The organism is Methanosarcina barkeri MS (genome assembly GCF_000970025.1).
Lineage (GTDB): Archaea > Halobacteriota > Methanosarcinia > Methanosarcinales > Methanosarcinaceae > Methanosarcina > Methanosarcina barkeri.
Window position 1 is genome coordinate 907,569 of sequence record NZ_CP009528.1, and the last position, 24,918, is coordinate 932,486.

The window sequence follows — 24,918 nt, forward strand, 5'->3', positions numbered from 1 at the left end:
TACTGGTTTGATAGCCCAGATGTAGATTACTGATTGATAATCTATAATTATTCCGGCTAAGTCAATGAGTTGAATTAGATAAACTAAGGAGATACAAAACAGTTGATCTTTGAAAAAAGGGAGAGAGGAAGAGTATGGGAGTAAATTCGGAAGAGGCTTTATTTCTTGAAAATGAAACATTTTGTGAAGAGGTATCAGATAACTCGGAAACTGAGAGGAAACCCTTAGAATTCATATCCTCAGGAAATCTGGAGATTGATAAAAAACTGGAAGGAGGTGTACCCATAGGTTCCCTTTGCCTTCTCGAAGGGGCAAAAGACAGTGGAAAATCAGTTTTCATGCAGCAGATTATATGTGGAGCTCTCAACCAGGATAAAAAAGTTTTAGCTTTAACGACGGAAAAAACCTCTCGTAAATTGTTGAATAATATGGAAAGCCTGAAGCAGGACATCTCAGATTATTTTATAATAGGCAGATTAAGGATCTTTGAAATAAATGCAAGTTATGTCGAAGAAAGTCCCGAGCTAAGTAATAATCTGCTAGGGAGGATGCTCGAATGTGTAAATGACTGTGAAGAAGAACTTATCCTGATCGATTCTTTAACGATTTTAGCGGTTAGCGCCTCTGAAAATACCTTATTGAACTTTTTTAGAGAATGTTTAAAACTTTGTGATAAAGAAAAGACTATTTTAATAAGTGTTCATGGGTATGCTTTTTCCCAGGAAGTGCTTTACAGGCTAAGATCCGTTTGCGATTCATGCCTGGAACTGAGAATTGAACAGGTCGGAGATAAGCTGATAAAGACTATGGAAATTCAGAAGTTGAGAGGTGCCAAAAAAACTACTGGAAATATGTTAAGTTTTGATGTGAACAGTGAGTATGGACTTAAAATAATTCCAGTTTCGAAAGTCAAAGCCTGAGAGAGGAAAAACATCCGGAAAAAGTGCTCTTAAGAAATAAGGCCCGAATGAGGATTTTAAATGGACGCTCTACCTTTTAACCCGCTGCCTGCACCGGTAAATGGAAAGCGCTCCAGAGAAGATGTACGTTCAAGACTTCCTTCTGAATTGCAGGAATTTGTTGGCAGGGAAGAGAATAGTCACATCCTTGATTATATATGCAGGCTTCCTCTGGAGCAAGTCGAAATCCCGGAGTTCCATTTAAAGATCTCAAGAGCTATGAAAAGTATCAGACATCCAAACCTCATTTACCCTATTGGAAAAGGACTTGCTGTTCACATTTATCCCGATAAAGAAGACATAAGAAATTACTATATCCCGATAGAACCCTGCCTTTTTCAGGATATAGACAGCACACTTGAGGCTGTAGAAAAGCTGCTTATCGACGTTATACATGATGGGGATGTCGATACTAAGGACCTGGAAGAAAAGAAAAGACTTCTGGAAAGGGCCCTTGAAAAGGTTTGTATTATAGAAGAACACGTAAATGAAAGTGTAGAACAAAAAAGTAAAGATCTTGAGAGGAATAAAACAGTCAAGAGAAAGAAAAATGGTAGATTGAGGCTTGGATTGATTGGAAATTTAAAAGAAGCCGGTAAAGTCTTCAAAATGAATAAATGGGAAAATATCCGGGTAACTCCTGAAGAATTTCAAGCTATCAAATATCTTATGATAAGGGACAAGATCGGAATGGGAATGCTCGAACCTCTGTTGCTGGACTCAAATATAGAAGATATAAGTTGCAGTGGGCTTGGGAGGGTTTTCGTCGAGCATAAGGTATTTTCGTCCCTTAAAACAGCAATTGAGTTTCAGGAGACTGAGGAACTTAACTCTTTTATTATACAGATGTCCGAGAAGGTCGGAAAGCCAATCACATATCGAGATCCGATAGTCGATACAGCTCTTCCGGATGGGTCAAGGATTAACATTGTGTTCGGAGAAGATGTATCCAGAAGGGGGAGCAATTTTACAATAAGGAAATTTATGGGAACTCCGATTTCTATTCTTGAGCTTATTGATTTTGGGACAATTGACTACATAATAGCTGCATATATGTGGATGATGCTGAGGGCAGGGATGAACTGCTTTATTTCGGGGGAAACGGCTTCCGGAAAGACTACTATGATGAATGCAATAACTACTTTTCTTCCCCCGGAGTCAAAAATAGTTTCTATTGAAGATACTCCGGAACTGCAGGTTCCACATAAAAACTGGACCAGAGAGGTTACAAGGACTACAAGAGAGGATAGTGGGTCTGACGTCTCAATGTTTGACCTGTTAAAGGCTGCTCTTCGCCAGCGTCCTAATGAGATTATAATCGGAGAAATCCGTGGAGTAGAGGGCAGCATTGCTTTTCAGGCTATGCAGACCGGGCATCCTGTTATGTCTACTTTCCATGCCGCATCCGTCGAAAAACTTATTCAGAGGCTGACAGGAGACCCGATTAATGTTCCTAAAAACTATGTGGATAACCTGAATGTGGTTATCATCCAGAGCGCGGTAAATATCCCTGGAAAAGGTATGGGAAGAAGAGTCCTGAGCATAAACGAAATCGTAGGCTATGATTCCTTTAATCAGGCTTTCAATTTTATGGATATATTTAAGTGGGACCCAGCAACAGATACTTTCAAATTCACGGGAAGAAATAATTCATATCTGTTAGAGCAAAAGATTGCTCCACGTCTGGGAATTCCGGAAAACCAGGTCCGAAAAATATATTCCGAACTTGAAAGGAAAGCAAAAATTCTCCAAAAGATCCATCAGGCGAAAATTACCAACTTTTACGATCTGTTCAATACGCTGATCCAGATTGAGGAGGCCGGGTTAATATCATGATAAATGTCATGAAACCTGAGGAGAAGCTTGCTTACCTGAAAGCGGAAGCTGAAATGCATGGGTTTGAGGGCTACTTTAATCTTGCGCGGCAACTGAAGGGCACGAAGGTTGTTGAAAGAGTCAATGATGATATGCTCTTTCTTCTCACTTATATGGCAGCAATTTCAACTGCGGATATTGAAAGAGATAGAATCTTTGATTATGCGGGCTCTCAGAAAGAGTATGAAGCTTCAAAATATTTCAGGCAGATCCATACCCTTGCCTCAAAGTGGGGCTATGCATATGCAAAAGCCTGCAAATATATCTCCCAGCGATTGCAGGATGAGTATATTTCTAAGCTTTTTGGACGAATGTCAAATATTCTTTCTTCTGGAGAACCGGAAAAAAACTTTCTGAAGCAAGAAAAAATAACAAGGGAAGAAATATTTTCTAATGAATATGAAAGAAGTATCGAATCCCTGAAAAAATGGACCGATGGATATACTGCTCTGATGGTGTCCGTAACTCTTGTTGTTACTATAATTCTTGTTTCAGTTATGATCTATAATATAACAAATATAGGAACGATCGCTTTTCTTGTTGTATTACTAACTGTTTTTATCTGTGGGATTGCGCTTTTTATCATATATAAGGCCGCTCCTGCTGAAAAGAAACTTCATACCCTGAGCAGGCGATCAAAGGAACAGGAAATTATCAGGTTTTTGAGCCGGATTTTGCTTCCACTGGGAGCAATTTCGGTTGCTGCTCTCATTTTAATTGGTACGAAGCTCCAGTATACTTTGCTTGCAATAACTTTCTTTACGCTTCCAATAGGCTTCTTTGCAATGATAGATGACCGAAATATCAATGAAAGGGACAGTAGTTTTCCTGCATTTGTCAAGACTCTGGGCACGCTTGCCGGAACGACAGGAATTACTATTCGAAGTGCAATGGAGGACCTTGATAAAGAAACTATAGGTGGTCTCAGGCCTGAGGTTGAGGAATTACATGCAGGACTTTCCTTGGGACTCAAGTCGAAGCTTTGCTGGGAGAAATTCATAGGAGAAACAGGTTCCGAACTGATCAACCGGTGCTCAAGGATCTTTACGGATGCAGTTGAGCTTGGAGGAGATCCTGCCGAAATAGGAGAGATAGTCTCATCCTCAAGTCTTGCTATCGTACTTCTCAGGATGAAAAGGCAGCTTGTCAGTTCAGGTTTTCGCGGCCTTGCCATAACTCTCCATGCTGTTATGATCGGGCTTCTAATCTTTATAATAGAAATAATTTCCAAATTTAGCGGGCTCGTTTCTGGAATGAATGAGTCATATTCTTCGATTCAGGGAGGTGCTTCCGGAATGGGGATGAGCATGTTTAATGCTACTGAAAGTATACCTTTGCTTTACACATTTACTCTTTCCGTGGTGCTTATTCTAACAATTTCAAATACTCTTGTAGTAAAAATTGTCGAGGGTGGAGGAAACTGTAAGCTCTTTTTTTACGGAGGTTTGATGTCAGGAATTTCCGGGCTCTGCATGATTCTTGTACCGCCGGTTGTATCAGGGGTATTTACGTTTCAGATGTGATAAATTGAAAAATGTATATTAACTAAATGTATATTATAATTAAATATAAATTTTAATTAAATGTGAATTTTAATTGAATGCAAATTTTAATTGAATGCAAATTTTAACTAAATGTAAATTTTAACTAAATGTAAATTAACTAGAAGAGCTATAAAGAAAAATTCAGGGTTGGTGGGAGGTAACAGAATGGATGCATTAAATAACTTGAAAATTAAAGGGCTAAAAAATCTAAAGATCAATGGATTCAAATTTCTAAAAGTTAACGAATTAAAGCATTTGATACCTAAGCCTGGGGGCCGAGATGATATGGAACTGGGGGATTTGATAAAAAGTAAAAAGGAGGTTGAAATCAAAATCCGAACATTGTTTAGGGAAAAGGAAGATCTCGAATCCCGGATCGAAAAGAAAGAACTCGAATCCCGGGTTGAAAAGAAAGAACTCGAATCCCAAATTGAAAAGAAAGAACTTGAGTCCCGGACTGGTCGGCTTCAAGAAACCAAAGACGAAAAAAGGGACGAAATATCTGAGTTTCCCTGGAGAAAGGAAATCTTTCCCCCGCTTCGCAGAAATATGCATCACGAAGTATCCAGATCTCTTGAAGTTGAAACTGATACTTTGCAAAAAGAAGATACCGGAATCTCAGAGAGGATAGATAGCCAAACTGGTAAAAAAGTTGAAGAATCTGATAAATTTTTTAAATCAAAAGAAACCGGCGAAATCGAAGAGGCCAATATAACAGAGATAGGGGTTAAAGAAGAAGCAAATTCTGCCGGTGAAAAAAATGATGTGAAAGGTGATGAAAAAGCCGATTTCGATGATATGAGAAAAAAAGCTGGAGAAATTGCTTTTCTGGAAAATACAGACAAACCAGAAACTGTCGAGGTGGCTTTAGAAGATAATGAAAAAGGAGAAAATACAAGGCTTGTCTTAGAAAATAATAAAAAAGAAGAAGATAAAACTCCTGAAATGAGAAAAACTGAAAGTGAAAACCCTGCCCCTAGCATTTTTGGAAATAGCCTGATTCAGGAGTTGCTGGAAAGTGAGGAACTGTGCTCTGAGGAAGAGCAAAATTTCATGAAGTATATTGGGGAATCAAGTGTTTCTGAACTCATCGTAGATTTAAAAGAAGTAAAGGGCCTCCTTACCGAAGCAGGGTCCTGAAAGTCTGATTATTATATAAAAAACGAGCAGGAAACTCTTCGAATTGGGGGCATAAACAAATAATAGTACCTGAAAGCACTTGAAAGCATTTTTATGCCAGGAAAAACAAAAATAGTGACGGAAATCCCGCCACACGAAAATCCTGCCACAGAGCTCTTAAAGAATAGTTCTTAAGATACAGCTTTAGAAGGAAGTTCTTAAGATACAGCTTTAGAAGGAAGTTCTTAAGAGTTTGCTCTTGTTTTTTTCACTGATGGAAAAGTCCTTCTTTTGCTTTATTAAGGTGTTTATTTGCTTCCTCCATTTTACTGGCAGCTTCAAGGATATCCTCGGAAGCTTCAAGAAAACCATCTTTTTTGGCTCTCTGGGCCCATTCTTTGAAACTCTCAATGTGGCTTTCGTTATGTTCAATCCAGTGCTCAATCAAATGTGAAAGGTTATCGTGACTAAGTTCTTCAGTAATAGTTTTCCCTCCTGTTCAAAATATATACGATTCATGGTATAAATGCCCGCTGGATATAATTAGATTTTTTTTAACGATTTCTTGAAAAGATAGAAAATAAAGGTACTGTCAAGTTGATGGGTGTTAGACATTCTATAGGCTCGACTGTAGCTGGGAAAATTCCTTAACATCCGTCAACTTAACAGTACCCCAAAATTAATTTTTCTCTTAAAAATTTGTCGACTGAACTAATAAAAATGAACCTTAAAATTATTCCACATCACTAAATTACATCTATCTTGTGTAATAATAATTAAATCTATGAGAAAATGCTATTGCATAGCTAAATTGTAGGGTATTATTCCACAAAAATTTATTGATAAATAAATACATTTGGACTTTTTCTTTTTTATAAAAAATCAAGTGTCTTGCGGCGTCTTTTATCATATATTATGATTTTGGTCGATGTCTCTAAATTATAAAACAGGAATTTTTATAGACTTAACATATAGATGAAAATTATTATTTTTGGCATATAGCTCGTTAAATTTATTTGCAATTAAACTAAGGTTATTTATGGAGTTTGAAAGTATTTTCCAAGTTCAGGTGAGCTCCATAAAGTACACTTAAAGAGGCATAATTAAGTTAGCTGTGCGTTTATTTAAGCTCGCTTTATTTTGTCTCCTATATATAAAATTACTGGGAGTAATGAAATGATTAAAAATAAGGTTAAAACAAGTGTAATCTTTGCAGCAATCTTGCTAATGAGCATTGCTTTTGTGTCAGCTGTTAAGTGCACAGGAGAATGCACCTAATGAGCTAAACGCGACTACGGAATTAACTTTTGGGCCGTGGACTCTTGATGAACTGAAAAGTAATCCAGATTTTATTTCTGCTTATGGAAGTATACCCAATTTTACAACTTCTGATGAGAAAAGACAGTGGCTTTCTAATCTAGATACAATATATACTAAAGCTGATAAAAATTATGACAAGGAAATATCAAAGTATTTCTATCCAAATGGCTCTGTTATTGCTTATGGTTATAACATTGACGGTGTTCTAAAAGTGACAATCAAAAAAGGACAAAAATTAGATAAAGCTAAAGAAAATGAAATTAATAATCTATTTTCTAGTTACGGACAAGAAATTGGAATAAAGGATACTCCAGTAGTATTTGTATATGGAGACCTTATAGTACCAACTAGTCGTTCTAGCTCATGGAGACCCTTAATTGGAGGCATAAAAATAGTTACAGATTATGGAACATCAACCCTTGGTTTCGCTGCAAAGACCAGTAGTGGAACTAAAGGTTTTGTTGTTGCTGAGCATGCTGCACCATCTATTGGAAGTAGTATATATCAACCAACGGCATCAAGTGCAAATTTAGTAGGAAGCGTAACTACGTATAGTAACTATGCAGCCGATGCCTCGTGGGTAACATATTCTAATGTCAATGCAAAAATATATGATCATGATACTGATGTTACAAAAACTGTAAAATCGTATGGGGATCCCAGTGTTGGACAGTATGTTTATAAATCAGGCATAGCAACAGGAAGAACAGCGGGTACTATTACTGACAAAACTAGTGTATATAATAATGGCCTTGGAAAAACTTTATCTAATCAATATCTTGTAGGATACAGATGCGATTATGGGGATAGTGGTGCTCCTGTATATGTTTATGTAACTAATGGTGTTAAGATTGTAGGAATTCACTGGGGAGGTATTGGAACACATACATCAACTGGCTTCTCGTCTTCAGTGTTTTCACCAGTTTCTGGAGTACATAATGATTTACATGTATATCCTCTAACAGCATAAATGTGTAACCAAAAAATTTGTTCAGTACAGCTCGCCTTTGAAATGCTACGATAAAATAAACGTGAATATTATATAACTTGCTTATTCAAAGATGAGCTATACTGACTCTTTCTTTATTTTTAAGTTCAATATCTCTTGTTATAATATGGAATGGGGAAGCTAAATGTGTTTAAAGATATTAAATATTGCACTATGTGTCGTATTGGTAACTATTCTGTGGAACTGTGATTTAGGTTCTTGTTCTCAAAATGGAGATGATGTTACGGAAAATATAACACTTAGTTTTGGTCCGGAAACTCTTGATGAACTGAAAAACAATTCAAATTTTATTGCTGCTTATGGAAAAATACCTTCTTTTGGAAGTTTGGAGGAAAGAAAACAGTGGCTTAACAAACTTGACGAAGTATATACCGGAACCGATGCGGAAATGTCAAAGTATATGTATCCAAATGGCCCTGTTACAAGATATGGTTACAGCATTAATGGTGTTCTTGAAGTAGCGGTTAATGAAACAATTGAAAAGTCTTTGATGGATGAAATATATAAGATCTCGGATTCAAAAGCAAGCAAAATGGGAATTAAGGAAATCCCACTTGTGTTTGTGCATGGAGATCTAGCGGTGCCAGTAGTAGGTGAAGCTGTACCAACTATTGAAACAGTAAATTCATCGACATCTGAAGAAAAAAATGCTGTAGAACTCAATAATTCAATTAATAATAATCCTAAGCTCAATAACGAAAACAGTTCAAACATTGATAAATCAGGTGAAAATAAACCTAATAAAAATAATTCTGTCCCAGGTTTTGGGCTATTGGGAAGCTTGATTTGTCTATACGGTGGTTGGAAGTTTAGGATAAAGTAAGTGGTATAGTGCTTTTCTGATGTGTACATATTTGTACACCATCTTTTCGGGTTCCGTTGCAAAAAATCTCAGAATAAGCACGTAAATGTATGGATAATGAACAAAAGTTAAAATATTCCAGAAAATGTATCAATATTATAGAACTATTCCAAATATCAAGGCCGGAGTACTGTCAAGTTGATGGGTGTTAGACACTCTATAGGCTCGACTGTAGCTGGGAAAATTCCTTAACACCTGCCAACTTGACAGTATCAAAATATATTAAAAGAGCGAATAGGTAAAAAATTATCAATGATATGTAATTTGATAAGTAACATAGTTTAAAATCCTGAAAGTTAAGGATCAGGTTTCGAACTATTCTGCCTGAACGCTCACATATAATATTTGTTCTCAGATTTGAACTGTCCTTGGATCAGTAATTTCTCCTGCCAGTGCCGAGGCTGCTGCGGTTGCAGGGGATGCCAGGTAGATAAAACCGCCTTTTCCCATCCTGCCCTTAAAGTTTCGGTTTGCGGTTGAAAGGCAGACTTCTCCTTCCCCGAGCACTCCCTGATGGGCGCCAAGACAGGGTCCGCAGCCAGGGGTTGCAAGCGTGATGCCTGCTTTGAGTAGAGTTTCCATCGTTCCGTTCTCAATTGCTGCAAGTAGGGTCGTGCGGGATGCAGGAATTACAATAGTTCTGACTGCAACCTTTTTTCCTTTAAGGATTGCTGCTGCGACCTCGAGGTCTTCAAGTCTGCCATTTGTGCACGTCCCTATGAAAACCTGGTCTATGTGGGTACCTTCAACTTCTCCCACAGGTTTCACGTTGTCAACCTGATGCGGGCAGGCTACCTGAGGCTCGATATCTTCAGCAGAGTAAACGGGTTCTTTTACATAGACTGCGTCCTGATCGGCATAAACCGGCTCATAAGGAGCAGCTGCCCGATTTTTCAGGAAGTTAAAGGTTTTCTCATCCGGTGGCACAATTCCGGTTTTTGCTCCCATTTCGATTGCCATGTTGCAGAGTGTCATTCTGCCGGAAACCGATAATTCGGAGATGGCCTGTCCGTAAAACTCTGCAGCCTTATAGGTGGCACCGTCAATTCCGGTCTTTCCGATAAGGTAAAGGGTCAGGTCTTTTGCATAAACCCCTTTTCCAAGCCTTCCTTCAACCGTGAACCTGAAACTCTCAGGCACCTTAAACCAGAGCTTACCTGTGGCAAAAATTTCAGCCATATCGGTAGCTCCCACGCCTGTGGCAAAAGCTCCGAAAGCCCCATAGGTGCAGGAATGCGAATCAGCACCCACAAGCAGTTTTCCAGGCAGTGCAAATCCATTTTCGGGAAGTACCTGATGACAGATTCCTTCTCCAAGCTCATAAAAATTCGGAATTCCTTGCTCTTTTACCCATTCCCTTATTTCTTTTTGCAAAGTAGCTGATGTCTCATTATTTGCAGGCGCGATGTGGTCGAAAGGGATTACAATCCTTGAGGGGTCCCAGACCTTCTTCATTTCCATTTCTTTAAAAGCATTAACTGCAAGTACGGAGGTGCCGTCATGCGCCATTGCATAATCAATATCTGCAAGGACAAAATCGTTTGCTTTTGCCTCTGCTCCCGCTGCCCGGGAAAAAATTTTTTCACTAATTGTTCCCAAAAGTAAGTCTCCTATTTGATAATCAAGTGATAATGAGGTATAAGATATTCAGATTCCTGAACTAACTATACAGAAATAACTGTACATATCTTACATATTAAGAATAGAATCCCAATATTACAAATATAAATTATACTAAATCTTTCAGCCTCTTGAAACTGGTTAGATAGGTATTCTACAAAGCAAAATAAAATAATCTTTATTTAATTAAATGTGGCGCTGATGCCGATGCATGATTATTCTTTTCTACTACAGTGAACCTGATAATGAACTCTGTCCCATTGCTCTTTTTCAGTTCAAGTTCTCCGTCTAACTGGTCGACAAGGAAAGTTACAAGCTGAAGCCCCAGACTATCAAGTTCTTTTATATCAAGGTCTTCAGAAATACCAACACCGTTATCAGAAATTGTCAATATGAAACTGGTACTTTTATATTCTTCATTTTTACTTTTTTCTATGATGCTTCCATTTTCTCCGTTTTTATGGAACTTGATTTGGATTTCTCCGTTTTCTCTGTCAGGGAATGCATACTTCAGGGAATTGGAAACAAGCTCATTGACAATTATTCCTAATGGAATTGCTGTGTCCATGTCAAGTAATATGTTCTCTTCCAGATCCATATTTAAGCTGACATCAGCATTACCGATTTTGTAGGTCACGAATAGAGCATCAGCAAGTTCCTTGATGTACAGCGAAAAGTTAAGTTTATCGAGCTCTTCACCTTTATATAGTTCTTCATGGATAAGAGCCATTGATTTCACGCGGTCCTGGCTCTCTCTGAAGGCTTCCAGTACTTCCGATTCATTAATAATCTTTCTGTTTCTGAACTTTTCAGCTTGAAGGTCCAGTAGTGATGAGATTACCTGAAGATTATTTTTGATTCTGTGATGGATTTCTTTCTTACGGGCAATCTCAAAATTTCTGAGAGCTTCTTCAACTTCCTTTCGCTTGGTTATGTCAGTATGAAGGTTTAGAGTTCCCAAAAACTTACCATTTTTATCAAAAATAGATTTGGAATTAGTATGCGTCCATAGAGGGTAGCCATTTTTACGTATAAATTTAATCTCAAGGCTCTCATTGATGTTTTCTCCTTTTTTGCTAAAAACATGCTTGATGACGGCTTTACTTTCATCACTGAGAAAGTCCCACATCAACCTGCCAATGAGTTCTTCTGAACTGTAACCAAACATATCTTCAACCTGCTTATTGACAAAAGTAATTCTTTCTTCCGCATCAATTATGCTTATGCCTTCGTTTGCTGTCTCTACAATGTTGCGGTATCTCTCCTCACTTTCTTGAAGTCTTTCTTCTGCTTTTTTTTGCTCGGTGACATCAATGTCCATCTCAAGGATCATAGGAGAACCGTCAACGTCAGTGAACGGTAAATTATAGGCATCATAAACACTTCCGTCCGGACCGCTTACCTCCCACTGATGAGGTTGACCGGTTTCAAGTACTTTATGTGATTCGCAGAATTTACAAGGCCTAGTGAATCCAAAATAATATTCATAGCAGTGTCGGCCACCAGGGTCCCCGAATCTTTTGCGGAATCTGCGGTTGGCAAAAGCGACATGATAGTCAGATGTTAACAGGATTATCATTGCCGGCAGCGTATCCAGCACGTTATAAAGACGTTGGCGTTCATTTATTGTTTCTTGGTTCCACTTCTCCAGTTCCTCATTTGTTCTTTTAAGCTCTTTTTCAGCCTTTTTACACTGAGTAATGTCAGAACACATGCTCATGTTACCGGTATGTTTTCCCTCTGCATCAAGGAGAGGCGTAGAGCTCACAAGCGACCAGACAATACTGCCATCCTTGCGGCAGAACTTCATTTCGTACCCTTTTTCTTTGATGCCTTCATGTTGGGATTTTGTTCTGATACGCGAACTTTCCATGTCATCTTTATCGACAAAGTCAAAGGCTGATTTCCCTATCATTTCTTCTGTTGTGTACCCGAGCATTTCAGCCATTTTTTGAGTAACAAAAGTCGTAACTTCTTCAGTGTCGGTAATCCAGATACCTTCGTTTGTTGTCTCTATGATGCTGCGGTACTTTCTCTCACATTCCAACAGTTTTTCTTCAAGGCTCGCATGGTTACTTATGTCAAATCCATAAATATTGATGCATTCTTCTTCCGGTAAAGGGTGAATATTGATCCGGTATACTCTTTTTCCCACTCTGACGTCCTTTGTTTCCGGACTATTCCTAGAAATTGTTTTTAGCACTAAATCTTCGATAGAAGACGGCAGTTTTTCTCCGATTTTCGTGCCCCACTCCTGCAATAAGGGTTCACTAGATTCATTTGAGTAAAGAACAGTACCATCCTTATAGACACTAAGCATAGGATTCGGATTATTTGCTAGAAGTTTTTCAATTTTTGTATTCATATTCCCCTTCAGGCTCCTCTCTATGACGGTTATATGCCTACTGTCGATGATTCGTTTACATTAAGTGTCCACTGCAACTATATAAATATATAATATTGTTTAAATATTATACATTCAACTCGACTCTGCATTAAGATAATAATTGTTACGAGAACTCCTTGAAGTTGATTATTTACCGCTTCGATAAACGCAATTAGCATATAAGCAAACAACGTCAGTTTTCTACAATACAAGGAATAAGTGTACCAATTCAGATCTGTTTTAGAAGGAGTTGGCAATTCATATATTAAAGTAAATGAAAAGGTAGTAGAAATAATTTTCATTAAATTAAAAATTATTTACAATTGCTCTAAAGCCAAAATTCCATTCTTCTTTTAAAATTTAATAAAAACCAGAAAAGAGAAAAAAGGTATAAGCCTTTATTTATACTCGTCATAAGCTACTATTTCTTCAAGAGATTTCCTTGGCCTGGCAGCGGGCGATTCGGCTGGGATTCCCACGGTCAGTAAAGCTACAACTTTTTTGTCCTGAGGAATCTTGAGTAGTTTTTTGACTTCGTCTTCGTCGAAAGCGCCAATCCAGCAGGTGCCCAGTCCTAGCTCGACAGCCTCCAGGACAATGTGTTCAAGGGCGATGGCAAGGTCGACCTGGTGCCATTTTTGGGAGGGATCTCCAATGCCTGCAATGATGCTTGAGGCGGTACCCACGAATGGCTGATTATTGCAAGCAGCAACAAGCTGTTTTTTTACTTCCTCATTTTCGACAACAATAAATTTCCAGTTCTGCCTGTTTGCAGCCGATGGCGCAAGCCTTGCAGCCTCAAGCAGTTTCTCAAGCTTATCCTTCGGTATTCGCTCGTCTTTGTAAGTCCTTATGCTTCTCCTATCCTTGATTATGTCAAATACACCCATGTTAGTTTCACCTGCGGTTAGAAGGTAATTGGTTATTTCTATAATATCACTGTAACTATTTAGGTAGCCTTGTAAAGACTATCTAAATAGTTACTTCCCAATATTTCTTCTTTTTCTTACATCATCTTGCTTCCCAACTCTATCTACTGCTCTCTCTAATTCCCGTACCTTTTTAGCATCCTGTATCCATAGATTATCGTTATCGGTCTTTGCGGTAAGAAATATCAAACCCCATATCAAAGCAACAACTGCAAAAATAAGGAGATAAATACCCGATCCGTTTACATCTATAGCTTCCAGTGAATAAAGGATCAACAGTATTGCAGAGGCAAACAATAGGGAAACTCTGTACAAAAAAAGCCTGATATCCTTCTTTCCTTCTATTTTGTTACCTGTGTAAATACTACCTTTTAACTCACAGGTCCCAAATGGAAATAACCAATTGATCCCTGAAATCGTACAGGAATCTTCGAGTAAATGTAAAAATTGACCAGATATCAAACCTAAAAATAAGAAACCTATAAGAGTAGCATTTATTCCATGGAAAATAAAACAGCCTATTATTGCTGTCAACAAAGTGAGTACAAAGGAGCTTATGAATACTCCTATCGGCGAATGCATTATGCCTCTATGCTGTTCCTCTACAACGTATTGAAGATTCATCTTTTCTTTTAAGTTAAAGAAACTGAAAGAAAAAACTATCAGCTTATGAAGAGGAACCATAATATCATAAATTATTTTGAAATCATAGTGTAACTTGGGCTTTTCGTCACTGTCTGCATCAGGTATCAGCGAGCCTATGACAGTAGACGCAAGTAAACAGAAGGCGTATACAGGGTGAGAATTCTCTGAAAATATCAGGGGAATCGTAAATGGAAATACTGTTCCAAGTGTTATAGAAACGTGATCTTTCCCCAACATATAAAAAAATACAGGTCTGAATCTATATTAATTTATTTTATATAATATTCAAAAAATCTCAAATGAATATTCAGAGATAGAAAAATCCCCCAGTGAATTCAGAATGGAATTCTCATTCTTCAGGCGAAGTTTTAAGCATATTTACGACTCATATTTATCGCAGCTTGCATATCTAATAAAGTTCTTTTCCTGGAATATTTCAGGATAAAGCTGCTTTCTAATTCAATTTTTCAGGAGAAGGGCGAGAAAATAAGTTTATTATAGGGGATTTAATATGACGTCAAAATTGATGGACTACTTTAACAAGCAACCGAGAATTGGGGTTCTCAGCACAGCAAGTAAAGACGGAAAGGTAGATTCGGCTGTTTTCGGCTCACCTCAGATGATCGATGAAAAGACCGTTGTAGTTGCAACTGGTAAGAACCGCACGTTTTCAAACCTTCAGGAAAATCCTTATGCAATGTTCCTGATAATGGAACCGGGAGCAGATATTATGGCATGGAAAGGGATCAGGGTTTATCTGAAATTGAAGGAATCTGCAACGTCGGGGGAGATGCTTGATATGATCAAAAGCCAGATAGCAAAAATGGCCGGCGAGGAAGCGGCAAAGATGATATACGCAACTGCCACCTTCGAGATTATTGAGCTGAGGCCTCTCGTTGATATGGGACAGGGCTGGGAGAAATCAATCTGAGTTATCAAAGTCATGGAAACCAAAATAGAAAATCAAAGTCAAATATGAAATCAAAGTCAAAGTTGTGGTGATACACAGGCTGTAAATAGATATATTATGCCACTACTACGGTTCGAATGGCTATTAATAATCAAGAATTTTTATATCCGATATTTTTCTTTTTTTCCAATCACTATCTTTTCGACATATACAAGTTCAACTTTGCTGCCCAGCGGTTCCCGCCTGAACTCCTGATACCCCAGTTTATGATGATCAGGAACCGGCATCCATCATGTGCTTGAGAACAATTGAAAATACTCATGTCAGGTAGAAGGACTCGTTTTGTATTCAATGCCTTTCATTCTTTACTCCTGAGTAACATTTGCTTTAACAACTGGAACCACAATCAACATAAAAGAAATCTATATTATATTCTTTTCTTTTATATTTTATAAATTTGTTTTTATTGAATGCTTTTGGCTTATTATTCATGGATTTTAGTCATATTCTCATTTATAGATTATCTAAGTTCTTCCTGGAGTACAGATTGGCAAAATAAAAAGTTTTAAACATAATTAAGATGATTATTGTTACAGTCTGCTGATTAATTATATTTTTCATGACAATATTTTGTGACCAAGCAGCTTCGCAAACTCAACTCTTAAAGGAAAGAGTGCTAAAACGGGCTATTAGAGGAGGTTTAGATATGACGTCAAAATTGATAGACTACTTTAACAAGCAACCGAGAATTGGAGTTCTCAGCACAGCGAGTAAAGATGGAATGGTAGATTCGGCTATTTTCGGCTCACCCAATATGATCGATGAAAAGACCGTTGTAATTGCAACAGGTAAGAACCGTACGTTTTCAAACCTTCAGGAAAACCCTTACGCGATATACATGATAATGGAACAAGATACGGAATGGAAAGGTATCAGGGTTTATATGAAGATGAAGGAATCTGCAACATCGGGGGAAATGCTTGATACGATTAAAAGCCATATCGCAAAAATGGCCGGGGAGGAGGTTGCGCAGATGATGTATGCAACGGTTACCTTCGAGATCATTGAGCTGAGACCTCTCGTTGATATGGGACAGGGCTGGGAGAAATCGATCTGAGTATTCAAAGTTGTGGAAATCAGAATAAATAATAAAATTTACATTCGGCAGCAAGCACACCCCAACATTTAAATATTTTTAATTATTATTTTTTGTAGGTTCAGTTCTAAATCAGTATCATGCAGACTGCATATCTAATTCAATTTGTCATTTCTCTCTTTTATTATAAATATATATTATTTATGTTATGGGTAACCGTTAATAATTTTTGATTTAAATTGAATTTTAAAAGTTCTGAAAAAAACGATATCAATAGAAAAATTGAATGGATTTTTATGTCGATATGCCGAAAGTAGGTTAAATAGTTTAATCAAGTTTATCTACAAAAATTCAAAAAAATAATCAAAGTTACGCTGGCGCACCCTGCTACAAGCAATGGGGTATGTTCGCACCACTGCTCCAAATTCCATTAAAGGAAATAATAACCCTAAACAATTTAGTTTGAGCAGAAGTTAATAACCAAAGATGAAATTGAGAAATTATTTATCATCAACGGTTACCGGGGAAGTTTTCCATCCCCGCAGAAAGCTAGCGGGGTATTCGACTGAAATAATTGTACAACAAAATGGATAAGTTGAAATATAATATATTAATATTTTTTTATGAGGTATACCTATGAAGAAAATAACAATTTTTTCAATTTTGATAATTTCACTGGCTACTGTGGTGGCCGCTGGCTGTGCATCCGATACAGCCGGTAATGGAGTGCAGGATGTTAAAACTGATGAAAACATAGAAGACAATGCTTCACAAGATCAGGTTACTCAGTCAGAGCAGACAGCATCAGTGAAGGGAAGTTTCAACAACCCCGCGACAACAGGAGAAACTGTAGTTATTGAAGCTACCGGGCAATCTTATGAAGTTTCGGTTACCGAGGTCCAAAGAGGAGAGAAGGCAAACTACATTGTAAAGAACGAAAATGAGTTCAATGAGAATCCTGCCTCTGGGTATGAATATCTGTTAGTGAAAACGAAAGTGACTTATACTAAAGGAGAGGGGCCGGAAAATCTTGGTAGTACCGAGTTTAAGGTTTTTTGCGATGGTGTCGAATGTACAGAGAGTTGGGTAGTATTACCAAATGATTACATTAAGTTTGATAGCGGTGATGTTATGCCAGGGGCAACAAAAGAAGGATGGATTGCATATACAGTTCCAACTGGCAAAGAAGCGATTCTCAGCTTCCAACCAAACATGTTTGACGAAAATACTGCTTATATTTCACTTGGAATAATTCAATAATGATTTTGCCGTTATGGCAATTTTTCTTCTATCAAAAATGAAAAATTAAAAAGTCAATCTAAATAAAGAAGAATACCGACTCAAATTTTAGAATGGGATTATCTCAGATTTTTAGATTATCCCATTCTTTTCCAGAAACCCTTCAAGAGGCACAGAGTGAGTCTGAAAGCCGCACACCTTGTAAGGGTCAGCACCCATTGAAAGGGCTACGAACTGGGCAATGTTCATGTGCACCATGTCATATTTTACGCCAAACTCTTTTTCGATAACAGGCTGGTAGCGGTCGTACTGGATCTGGCAATTCGGGCACATATGAAGCATAAGCTCCACACCTGCTCTTTGAAGGCTGTCGAGTTTTGCCTTTGTCACCTGAAGCGAGGTGTTTTTGTTAAGGTGAAGCTGGGAAAAGCCCATCCCGCAGGTAAGAGTCCGGTCTTCGTACCAGCGTACAGGCTCGGCTCCGCAGGCTGCGGCTATGTTATCTATCAACTGGGGGTTTTCAGGGTTTCCGAGGACATCGAGATACTGAACTTTATAGTAATGGCAAGCATGATGGGCTGCAGTTTTGATTCCTGATAAATCGAATTTTTTCTGCTCCTGGATTTTATCGACCTTGCTTAAAAGAATCTCTACTGCATGGTAGATGTTTGTCCTCGGGTTCATGTCGTCTTTTTCGTAAACAAGGTTTTCAAGGCCCTTTTCCCGGAAGATAGAGTTCACTTTTTCCCGGACCTCGGTGTTGGTATTCAGGGTTTCACAGGCTTCCTTATTTACGGCATAACAGGTTGAACAGAGGCAGGTTATATTGGGATACCCACATCTTCTTGCAACTGCAAAGTTTCGGGCTGCAATGGCTGCTGTTGTCAGTCCTTCAAATATATCAGTATAATGGCCTATTCCTGTGCAGCAGGACTGCTCATTGTTTATACAGTAGTCTATTCCAAGCCTGTCAAAGACATAACAAGTGGAGGTTTCCACCCCTGGGTACTCCTGCTCGACCATGCAGCTCTTAAATAATAAAAGCTGGCTGTCCGGGATATCTTCTATCGTTTTCAAAGCCGAAATCTCCGCTTCTATTTTCTCTCTTGATGTACTGGTTCTCCAGGAGTTGATGCAAAAGTTTTTCCTGTATTTTTGCCTTGATCCATTTTTCCCTTTCAAAATAGCCTGTGGCTTCAAGAATGGTCTGAACTTCCCCATGTGTGTTCCTGATATCCTTTGAACTCAGCCCCAGTTCATCACGAATTGACTCAAGGTTCTTTTTAAAACTGATCCAGCGTTCCCCGAGGTCTCTCTCCATATTCTTAGCTCCAGGACCCGGTATCTTGCTAGCTCCGTTTTCTGCAAGATATTCTCCGATCTCAAGGAAGTAGGCAAGCTTTTCAACTCCTATACCCTCGTTGATGGCCATCTGCCTGAGCACCTGTACAATTGTTACAGGGCTATTATTTCTGGGACAACGCAGGTTACAGGAATAACAGTAGAAACAGGACCAGATCATTTCGGACTCAAGTACACTACGGTCGTTTTCCAGTACTTTTTTTACAATCTGGCGCGGGCTGTAGTCTGTAAAGCGGGCTGCAGGACAGGAGGCCGTGCAGGCTCCGCACTGAATGCAACGGTCAAGCCCCAGAGAGGCAGGTGTCCGGATGCTTTTCTTTGCGGTTTCTGCAAGGGTTTTACATTCCGGGGTATCGTATTCGTTTACATGTGAAATCATTTGATCATCTCTCCTTCCTGGGCAAGGTTGGTAAAAGTGCTTGCAAGCCCTCTTGTGTTTGGAACATAAGCTTTTTTGAAATAGAGCCGGTTTCCTGAATCTCCAAGTTCTTTCTTCAGTTTCTCAAAATGGCTGACAGTTAAAGGATATATAATCTCAGCTTTTGGGCTATCTGGAGGGTCCTCCACGAAAAGGACAGCCGATGCTCCGCGTTTGAAGGCATAAAGTAACAGGTATTTATCAACCACGAGGTTTGTGGGCACTTTGATTAACTTGACATTTGACGGATAGGTCAGTGCACTATTTCCTATATTATCACAGGTTAAGGACGCGATCCCGCTGTTTACAAAGCCAATCAGATCTCCTTCTTCGACTACCCCTTCAACTTCGGCTTTTAGCTGGCTTTTTGTAAAGCCTTCAATCTGAATAGCTCCATTCTGACAGAGTTCAGTACAGTATCCGCACCCAGTACAGACAAGCGGGTCTACGATAATCTTTCCATTCTCATTCAAAGAAAAAGCCTCGAACGGGCACTTGAGACATTCCTTACACTGATTACAGAGAAGCTGATTGATAATCGGAATTTCGTTTACAAGGGCTTTGGGGCTGTCGGCAATAAAGGCCCTTGCTCTTACAGCTGCAAGTCCTGCCTGGGAAATAGTATCCGTAACATCCTTAGGGCTCTGGGCAGTGCCACAGACAAAGATCCCGTCCAGTGAGCTGTCTACAGGCCTCAATTTCGAGTGCCTTTCTTTGATAAAACCGCTTTCATTCTGGCTAATATTCAGTATGCTGGCAATTTTTCGGGTTCCCTTTGAAGGGACCATAGCCGCAGAGAGTACAACGAGATCAGCAGGCAGTTCTGTTATTTTCTGGTTAAGGGTATCTTCGAGTCTGACAAGAAGGCTTTTATCCGGCTTCTCGATAATTTCGGCAGGTCTTCCCCTTACAAATCTAACTCCCATATCCTGGACTGCCCGATAGTAGTTTTCGTAAAAACCAAGAGCTCGCAAATCGACATAACAGATCGTGACCTCAGTACCCGGATATTTTTTCATTATCAAGTTCGAGTGCTTTAAAGCTGCCATGCAGCAGTACCTGGAACAATAGCGGTTTCCACTTTCTTTTTCGTCCCTTGAGCCCACACACTGGATCATAACTATCCTTTTAGGGATTCCTGGACTATTCTCAGAGGAATTTTCTAAGGAACTTTTACTACCACAGGTGCCTGTTGAGCTGACAGCATCAGGGTTCAGGCTGAAGTCCGAAGGCCTGACCAGTGTTCCTTTTGTAGGGCCATTGATCCCGAGCATTCTGGCAAGTTCCATCTGGGTCATAACGTTTTTGAAAATTCCATACCCGTACTGGGGTTTCTGGGATGCGTTATACTCCTCAAACCCGGTAGCAACAATAACTGCACCTACATTGAGCTCTATAATCTCTTCCTTCTGTGAGAAGTCAATAGCTCCGGATTTACAGGCCTCTGCGCATTTTCCGCATGTTTCGCCCTTGAACTGCAGGCAGTAGTCAGGATCTATGCAGTAAATTTTCGGGACGGACTGGGAGAAACGCAGGGAGATTGCCTTTTTGTCCATGTACCCACAGTTGAACTCATTTTCAACCAGGACAGGGCAGACGCGGCTGCATCGGCCACAGCCTGTACAGTTATCGTGTACGTATCTCGGTTTTTTCCTTAGCTTTACTGTGAAGTTGCCAGCACTTCCGCTTAAGCTTTCTACCTCAGTCCAGGTTAGAAGGGTTATTTTCGGGTTAGCTATTACTTCATTCATCAGCGGGCTTAGCGAGCACATAGCGCACTCTTCCGCAAGTTTGTCAGGAGAAAAAACTTTGCCTATTTTTGCCATATTCCCACCGATACTGGTGTCTTTCTCGACCAGGTAGGTGGAAATTCCGTTGTCTGCAAGGTTAATTGCCGCAGTTATTCCTGCAATTCCTCCGCCAATAACGAGGGCCTGCGGAACGATATTTACTTTTATTTCTTCAAGGGGTTCATCATTTTTCAGGCGGTTGAGTTTTCCCTGAAGAAGTGAGAGGGCTTTCTCAGTCGCTCCGGCTTTGTCCGGATGCACCCAGGCACAGTGTTCCCTGAGATTTGCTATTTCAAGCATTGCCCGGTTCAAGCCTGCTTCCTGGATACACTTTTTAAAAAGAGTGCCGTGTTTGGAAGGCGTGCACGAACCTATTACTATCCGGTCGAGGTTCCCTTCAGAAATTTTATTTTTAATAAGGGTCTGTCCTTCTCTTGAACAGAGATACTCATAATCGAAGACCGGGATCCCTTCTGCCTTAAGGGTTTTCTTAAGTGTATTAATATCAATACGTTCGGAAATGTTCCCACTGCAATGGCAGATAAATACAGCGGTTTTGTCCAGGGCAGCGTTCATTATATTAAATCTTTCAGGGATTCATATTTAAGACTTGCCGGAATACTTACATAACTAACCCAATTAGGACAGAGCACCTGTAATTATTGCAAAATACGGATAATTTTTAATTAAAAAAGTGAACTTTGAATTTTCTTTTGCTTTGTTCATACTATAATTCAATTTCCTTAGCAAATGGAATTACAATCAAAATGCGTTTATTCTATATATACAGGGAGGCTGTAAAGGGAGGCTTGCAGAACTCTGGGAGTATAGATTGTTCTTCAGTCTATAAATTCTGAGCCTTCTGCCTCCAAAAAAATAATATGTAAAATTGTCTAAAAGTTTTTATAGGCGCATAATTATATATATGGAGAAAGTATTATTATTTAAATCAACAGAGAAAAACAGATTTTGTGAGATACTCCCACAGATCAGAAACTCATATAAATAGAAATATATTTAATAAAAGCAATAAAATATGCTGAAAATATAACAAATCTAAAATAATATGTTTCTATTGATCTGAAATACTGGATGGGAAAATAATATCGGAAGCAGTCACATTCTGCTCTTTCGGTATAATTGGTAGATGATAGTTGTGGCAGATAATGGGTTTACATCAAAGGACAACGAATTTAAGATGGGAGAGATTGAATACGAGATGGTGGAGCTTTTAAGAAGGCTTAATATTAATAGACCAGTTGCTCTCACCCTTGCATGCCTTTCTAAAGGAGAGGAAATTTCTTCCCAACGCATCGAAATGGTATCAGGCTTGAGACAGCCAGAAGTTAGTATCGCAATGCGCTATCTCCGTGAAAATGACTGGGTAGATATGCGGGAAGAAAAGAAGAATCAGGGCAAAGGCAGACCGGTTAAATTGTATAAACTGACGGTTCGGATGGAAACGATTATCAATTCAATAGAAGAAGACGTAATGGCTGAAAGTAAGGCCGTGCTTCAGAATATAGAACGCCTCAAGAGCCTTTCCTGAAATCAATTTTAGAGCAGAAATATCACAAACTTTTTTCATAAATTCTCAGAAAACTTAATTCTTAATTCTAACGTCTGGGTTTTATAACCCGGATTCTACTTCTTATCTGTTATAACCCGGATTCTATTTCTTATCTGTTAAGTGCATTATAAAGGTAGGATAGTTGAGGAAAGTTTAGCTCTTTTTCGTAATTAGTTTATCTTTTCTCAATACTTGTAATACCATTTTTTCTTCTTATGATCTTCTTTTTCCATTTTTGCAATGCCTTTTCTCAGTCAGTCTCTTTTCGGTTCTTTTGATATCTGGTTTTCCACTTGAATCTAAACTTCAAAAACGACAAAGGAACAGCAATTTTTCGGATATTAAATCAGGATTTCGCGCTTGAAGTACAAAATTAAGCAAATAGACTCTCCAGTTAAACTTGTAATTTATAAAGTTATAGGTCCAGATTATTGATTTTCTCAGTTCAACTGTATAAATTTTAGAAAATATAGTATATAATGGATACGAGGAAGAAACATCTCAATAGAGGTAAAGAGGGCATCTAGTAAGCTTTAGCAATTTTTAGTATAAAAATGTCCTACAAATTCTTTTTACACTTTTATAAATTTAAAAAACTTGAGTTCAACAAAAGTTGAGTTTGAAGCAAAACCTGGGTTTTTAAAAAGTCAAAATTAATACTAAGTTTGTAACAAAGTTTGTATTCTCTTCAAATTGTATGGGGAAAAGTAAATTTCATGTATTTCTAAAAATTTAAAAATTTAACAATGCACAAAAAACAACTTCAAGTAAAACAACTTTAAGTGATGCATTCAACTTTACAACTATATGGTAAAATTGTTGTGTATTTCTCAAGTTGGAATATTCTCCATTGAATTTTAGAGGATACCAACGTTTGGTCATAAAAGAAAGTCAGAATTAAAAAATACCATATTTTATAAGAGAATCCTGATTGAGATGGAAGAGAACCAGACTCCTAAATTTTTAGATACTTTTAAAGTTTTTAGATAACTTTAAAGTTCTATGAATAAAAAGACAAGAATTAGTAATCGGTGTCGAAAACGAAAAACACTATCATCTGGTCACTTTTTATATGAGTGAACGTTTCAAACACTCTATTAATTATTATCAATTAATATATATTAAAAAAAACATAAGCAAATATTTATATTAATCTACTATATAATAGTTCTTTGGGTGATTAAATGGTAGATAAAAGTGGTCCAGTTATGGATATATCTAACACAAAAAAAGAGATCCCGGTAGCTATGGGACCAGACGAACATGAAATGATAGAACTATTTAGAAGAATTAACGTTAGTAGACCAATTGCTTTTACGCTTGCATGCCTTGCAAAAGGAAATGAGATCTCGTCCCAGAACATTGAAATGGTATCAGGCTTGAGACAACCTGAAGTCAGTGTTGCAATGCGGTATCTCCGCGAAAATAACTGGATTGACATCCGGGAAGAAAAGAAATCAAAGGGTAAAGGCAGACCGGTAAAGTTATACAGGCTTACAGTCCCAATGGACTATATTGTTAGCAAGATCGAAGAAGATATTGTAGCCGAAAGCAAAATCGTGTTCAAAAATATTGAACGCCTGAAGCACATTGCCTGAAACTATTCATGGGGATTTGCCCCAATCTAAATTTTCCCTGACGATTAATTTTTTCATTACATGAACACTCAATAAAGATATTCATTTAAAGGGCATTTATAAAATCTCCTGTTTTATGTAATATCTTTAATTTACTTTTTAGGAGATTGTTTTTTCTCAGTTTATGTTTTTTCGGAGTTCACTCTTATTCTAAGTTTATCAGTTTTCTAAGTTTAGTTTTGTTAAGTTTATCGTCTTTCTAAGTTTATTGGTTTTTCTGAAATTGTTTCTTTCGAGTTTATTCTTCTAAAGCGGGAAAGCTCCAAAAATATGATGAAAAGCTCCAAAAATATGATGAAAAACTCCAAAAATATAATGAAAAGCTCCAAAAGTCTCAACAAAAGTTCAAAATAGAATAATGTCCAAAAAAATATTTGGTGGGCCCGCTGCGATTCGAACGCAGGACCTCACGGTTATCAGCCGTGCGCTCCACCAAGCTAAGCTACGGGCCCGATCGAAAGTAAATAAAATTATAATACCTGAAAATTCTCCTGAGAAAGGATTATCATATTGTGGTGGGCCCGCTGCGATTCGAACGCAGGACCTCACGGTTATCAGCCGTGCGCTCCACCAGGCTAAGCTACGGGCCCAAATATCAGGTTTTTTAAAATCACCGAAGTAGAAAGGC

Annotated in this window: 20 protein-coding genes and 2 tRNA genes; 11 read left to right on the forward strand and 11 right to left on the reverse strand. The window is 38.4% G+C overall.

Annotated elements, in window-relative coordinates; all coding sequences use genetic code 11:
• Nucleotides 1–134: 134 nt before the first annotated feature.
• From MSBRM_RS03765 to MSBRM_RS03780, 4 genes are all read left to right on the forward strand, one after another.
• Nucleotides 135–920 (forward strand): ATPase domain-containing protein, encoded by a 786-nt coding sequence (locus MSBRM_RS03765; RefSeq protein WP_048119725.1) that lies wholly within the window; start codon nt 135–137, stop codon nt 918–920.
• 60 nt (nt 921–980) lie between these two features.
• Nucleotides 981–2,795, forward strand: coding sequence for a type II/IV secretion system ATPase subunit (locus tag MSBRM_RS03770; RefSeq protein ID WP_048119723.1), 1,815 nt, complete (start codon nt 981–983; stop codon nt 2,793–2,795).
• On the forward strand, nt 2,792–4,357 hold the full coding sequence (flaJ, locus tag MSBRM_RS03775) for an archaellar assembly protein FlaJ (RefSeq protein WP_230669029.1): 1,566 nt from the start codon (nt 2,792–2,794) through the stop codon (nt 4,355–4,357). Before MSBRM_RS03770 ends, flaJ begins: the two co-directional genes overlap by 4 nt.
• A 186-nt stretch (nt 4,358–4,543) precedes the next feature.
• Complete coding sequence (locus MSBRM_RS03780) at nt 4,544–5,518, forward strand: hypothetical protein (RefSeq protein WP_048119721.1); 975 nt, start codon at nt 4,544–4,546, stop codon at nt 5,516–5,518.
• Nucleotides 5,519–5,765: 247 nt separating this feature from the next.
• On the opposite strand, the gene MSBRM_RS03785 is transcribed toward MSBRM_RS03780, so the two are convergent.
• Nucleotides 5,766–5,945: a hypothetical protein gene (locus MSBRM_RS03785; protein WP_011306944.1), complete on the reverse strand. Its 180-nt coding sequence runs from the start codon at nt 5,943–5,945 to the stop codon at nt 5,766–5,768.
• Nucleotides 5,946–6,737: 792 nt separating this feature from the next.
• On the opposite strand from MSBRM_RS03785, the gene MSBRM_RS03790 reads away from it, so the two are divergent.
• The gene (locus tag MSBRM_RS03790; protein ID WP_230629267.1) at nt 6,738–7,787 is read left to right on the forward strand and encodes a S1 family peptidase; all 1,050 of its coding nucleotides are present in this window, start codon (nt 6,738–6,740) and stop codon (nt 7,785–7,787) included.
• Between the two features lie 163 nt (nt 7,788–7,950).
• On the forward strand, nt 7,951–8,649 hold the full coding sequence (locus MSBRM_RS21850; RefSeq protein ID WP_048119719.1) for a hypothetical protein: 699 nt from the start codon (nt 7,951–7,953) through the stop codon (nt 8,647–8,649).
• A gap of 390 nt (nt 8,650–9,039) precedes the next feature.
• Here MSBRM_RS21850 and hacA read toward each other — a convergent pair whose 3' ends face one another.
• The 4 genes from hacA to MSBRM_RS03815 all read right to left on the reverse strand — a co-directional run bounded on the left by hacA (nt 9,040) and on the right by MSBRM_RS03815 (nt 14,505).
• The gene (hacA, locus tag MSBRM_RS03800) at nt 9,040–10,278 is read right to left on the reverse strand and encodes a homoaconitase large subunit (RefSeq protein WP_238985672.1); all 1,239 of its coding nucleotides are present in this window, start codon (nt 10,276–10,278) and stop codon (nt 9,040–9,042) included.
• Between the two features lie 208 nt (nt 10,279–10,486).
• A complete protein-coding gene (locus MSBRM_RS03805; RefSeq protein ID WP_080962255.1) occupies nt 10,487–12,673 on the reverse strand; it encodes a PAS domain S-box protein in 2,187 nt (728 codons plus the stop codon).
• Between the two features lie 419 nt (nt 12,674–13,092).
• Nucleotides 13,093–13,584, reverse strand: coding sequence for a nitroreductase family protein (locus tag MSBRM_RS03810; RefSeq protein WP_048154600.1), 492 nt, complete (start codon nt 13,582–13,584; stop codon nt 13,093–13,095).
• Between the two features lie 90 nt (nt 13,585–13,674).
• On the reverse strand, nt 13,675–14,505 hold the full coding sequence (locus MSBRM_RS03815) for a metal-dependent hydrolase (RefSeq protein ID WP_048154602.1): 831 nt from the start codon (nt 14,503–14,505) through the stop codon (nt 13,675–13,677).
• A 274-nt stretch (nt 14,506–14,779) separates the two neighbouring features.
• Between MSBRM_RS03815 and MSBRM_RS03820 the strand changes: the two genes are divergently transcribed.
• Nucleotides 14,780–15,199 carry a pyridoxamine 5'-phosphate oxidase family protein gene (locus MSBRM_RS03820; protein WP_011306942.1) on the forward strand — a complete coding sequence of 140 codons (420 nt, stop codon included), beginning with the start codon at nt 14,780–14,782 and terminating at the stop codon, nt 15,197–15,199.
• Nucleotides 15,200–15,339: 140 nt separating this feature from the next.
• On the opposite strand, the gene MSBRM_RS21620 is transcribed toward MSBRM_RS03820, so the two are convergent.
• Nucleotides 15,340–15,465, reverse strand: coding sequence for a hypothetical protein (locus tag MSBRM_RS21620; RefSeq protein ID WP_268989046.1), 126 nt, complete (start codon nt 15,463–15,465; stop codon nt 15,340–15,342).
• Nucleotides 15,466–15,884: 419 nt separating this feature from the next.
• On the opposite strand from MSBRM_RS21620, the gene MSBRM_RS03825 reads away from it, so the two are divergent.
• Both MSBRM_RS03825 and MSBRM_RS18680 read left to right on the forward strand, forming a co-directional pair.
• On the forward strand, nt 15,885–16,295 hold the full coding sequence (locus tag MSBRM_RS03825) for a pyridoxamine 5'-phosphate oxidase family protein (protein WP_048119714.1): 411 nt from the start codon (nt 15,885–15,887) through the stop codon (nt 16,293–16,295).
• Between the two features lie 615 nt (nt 16,296–16,910).
• On the forward strand, nt 16,911–17,534 hold the full coding sequence (locus MSBRM_RS18680) for a DUF4352 domain-containing protein (protein ID WP_052712680.1): 624 nt from the start codon (nt 16,911–16,913) through the stop codon (nt 17,532–17,534).
• Nucleotides 17,535–17,645: 111 nt separating this feature from the next.
• On the opposite strand, the gene hdrB is transcribed toward MSBRM_RS18680, so the two are convergent.
• Genes hdrB through hdrA form a run of 3 tightly spaced genes read right to left on the reverse strand, consistent with a single transcriptional unit; the run spans nt 17,646 to nt 21,659 of the window.
• Nucleotides 17,646–18,590 (reverse strand): ferredoxin:CoB-CoM heterodisulfide reductase subunit HdrB, encoded by a 945-nt coding sequence (gene hdrB / locus MSBRM_RS03835; RefSeq protein WP_048119712.1) that lies wholly within the window; start codon nt 18,588–18,590, stop codon nt 17,646–17,648.
• Entirely contained in the window at nt 18,544–19,254 is a 711-nt protein-coding gene (gene hdrC / locus MSBRM_RS03840; RefSeq protein WP_048154605.1) for a ferredoxin:CoB-CoM heterodisulfide reductase subunit HdrC, read from the reverse strand. The genes hdrB and hdrC overlap by 47 nt, the downstream gene beginning before the upstream one ends.
• Nucleotides 19,251–21,659: a ferredoxin:CoB-CoM heterodisulfide reductase subunit HdrA gene (hdrA, locus tag MSBRM_RS03845; RefSeq protein WP_052712681.1), complete on the reverse strand. Its 2,409-nt coding sequence runs from the start codon at nt 21,657–21,659 to the stop codon at nt 19,251–19,253. The genes hdrC and hdrA overlap by 4 nt, the downstream gene beginning before the upstream one ends.
• A 571-nt stretch (nt 21,660–22,230) precedes the next feature.
• Between hdrA and MSBRM_RS03850 the strand changes: the two genes are divergently transcribed.
• Together MSBRM_RS03850 and MSBRM_RS03855 are read left to right on the forward strand one after the other, a co-directional pair.
• Nucleotides 22,231–22,632, forward strand: a complete 402-nt coding sequence (locus MSBRM_RS03850) for a transcriptional regulator (protein WP_048119709.1) — start codon at nt 22,231–22,233, stop codon at nt 22,630–22,632.
• 1,205 nt (nt 22,633–23,837) lie between these two features.
• On the forward strand, nt 23,838–24,251 hold the full coding sequence (locus tag MSBRM_RS03855; RefSeq protein WP_141706498.1) for a transcriptional regulator: 414 nt from the start codon (nt 23,838–23,840) through the stop codon (nt 24,249–24,251).
• A gap of 414 nt (nt 24,252–24,665) precedes the next feature.
• Here MSBRM_RS03855 and MSBRM_RS03860 read toward each other — a convergent pair.
• Together MSBRM_RS03860 and MSBRM_RS03865 are read right to left on the reverse strand one after the other, a co-directional pair.
• Nucleotides 24,666–24,742: transfer RNA gene (locus MSBRM_RS03860), tRNA-Ile, on the reverse strand.
• A gap of 61 nt (nt 24,743–24,803) precedes the next feature.
• A tRNA-Ile gene (locus tag MSBRM_RS03865) sits at nt 24,804–24,880 on the reverse strand.
• Between the last annotated feature and the right edge of the window lie 38 nt (nt 24,881–24,918).

Excerpts from the sequence above, each read along its gene's own strand:
- MSBRM_RS03765 (WP_048119725.1), top strand. The coding sequence starts at position 135 with ATGGGAGTAAATTCGGAAGAGGCTTTATTTCTTGAAAATGAAACATTT.
- MSBRM_RS03770 (WP_048119723.1), top strand. The coding sequence starts at position 981 with ATGGACGCTCTACCTTTTAACCCGCTGCCTGCACCGGTAAATGGAAAG.
- flaJ (WP_230669029.1), top strand. The coding sequence starts at position 2,792 with ATGATAAATGTCATGAAACCTGAGGAGAAGCTTGCTTACCTGAAAGCG.
- MSBRM_RS03780 (WP_048119721.1), top strand. The coding sequence starts at position 4,544 with ATGGATGCATTAAATAACTTGAAAATTAAAGGGCTAAAAAATCTAAAG.
- MSBRM_RS21850 (WP_048119719.1), top strand. The coding sequence starts at position 7,951 with ATGTGTTTAAAGATATTAAATATTGCACTATGTGTCGTATTGGTAACT.
- MSBRM_RS03805 (WP_080962255.1), bottom strand. The coding sequence starts at position 12,673 with ATGAATACAAAAATTGAAAAACTTCTAGCAAATAATCCGAATCCTATG.
- MSBRM_RS03810 (WP_048154600.1), bottom strand. The coding sequence starts at position 13,584 with ATGGGTGTATTTGACATAATCAAGGATAGGAGAAGCATAAGGACTTAC.
- MSBRM_RS03815 (WP_048154602.1), bottom strand. The coding sequence starts at position 14,505 with ATGTTGGGGAAAGATCACGTTTCTATAACACTTGGAACAGTATTTCCA.
- MSBRM_RS03820 (WP_011306942.1), top strand. The coding sequence starts at position 14,780 with ATGACGTCAAAATTGATGGACTACTTTAACAAGCAACCGAGAATTGGG.
- MSBRM_RS21620 (WP_268989046.1), bottom strand. The coding sequence starts at position 15,465 with ATGCCGGTTCCTGATCATCATAAACTGGGGTATCAGGAGTTCAGGCGG.
- MSBRM_RS03825 (WP_048119714.1), top strand. The coding sequence starts at position 15,885 with ATGACGTCAAAATTGATAGACTACTTTAACAAGCAACCGAGAATTGGA.
- MSBRM_RS18680 (WP_052712680.1), top strand. The coding sequence starts at position 16,911 with ATGAAGAAAATAACAATTTTTTCAATTTTGATAATTTCACTGGCTACT.
- hdrC (WP_048154605.1), bottom strand. The coding sequence starts at position 19,254 with ATGATTTCACATGTAAACGAATACGATACCCCGGAATGTAAAACCCTT.
- hdrA (WP_052712681.1), bottom strand. The coding sequence starts at position 21,659 with ATGAACGCTGCCCTGGACAAAACCGCTGTATTTATCTGCCATTGCAGT.
- MSBRM_RS03850 (WP_048119709.1), top strand. The coding sequence starts at position 22,231 with ATGATAGTTGTGGCAGATAATGGGTTTACATCAAAGGACAACGAATTT.
- MSBRM_RS03855 (WP_141706498.1), top strand. The coding sequence starts at position 23,838 with ATGGTAGATAAAAGTGGTCCAGTTATGGATATATCTAACACAAAAAAA.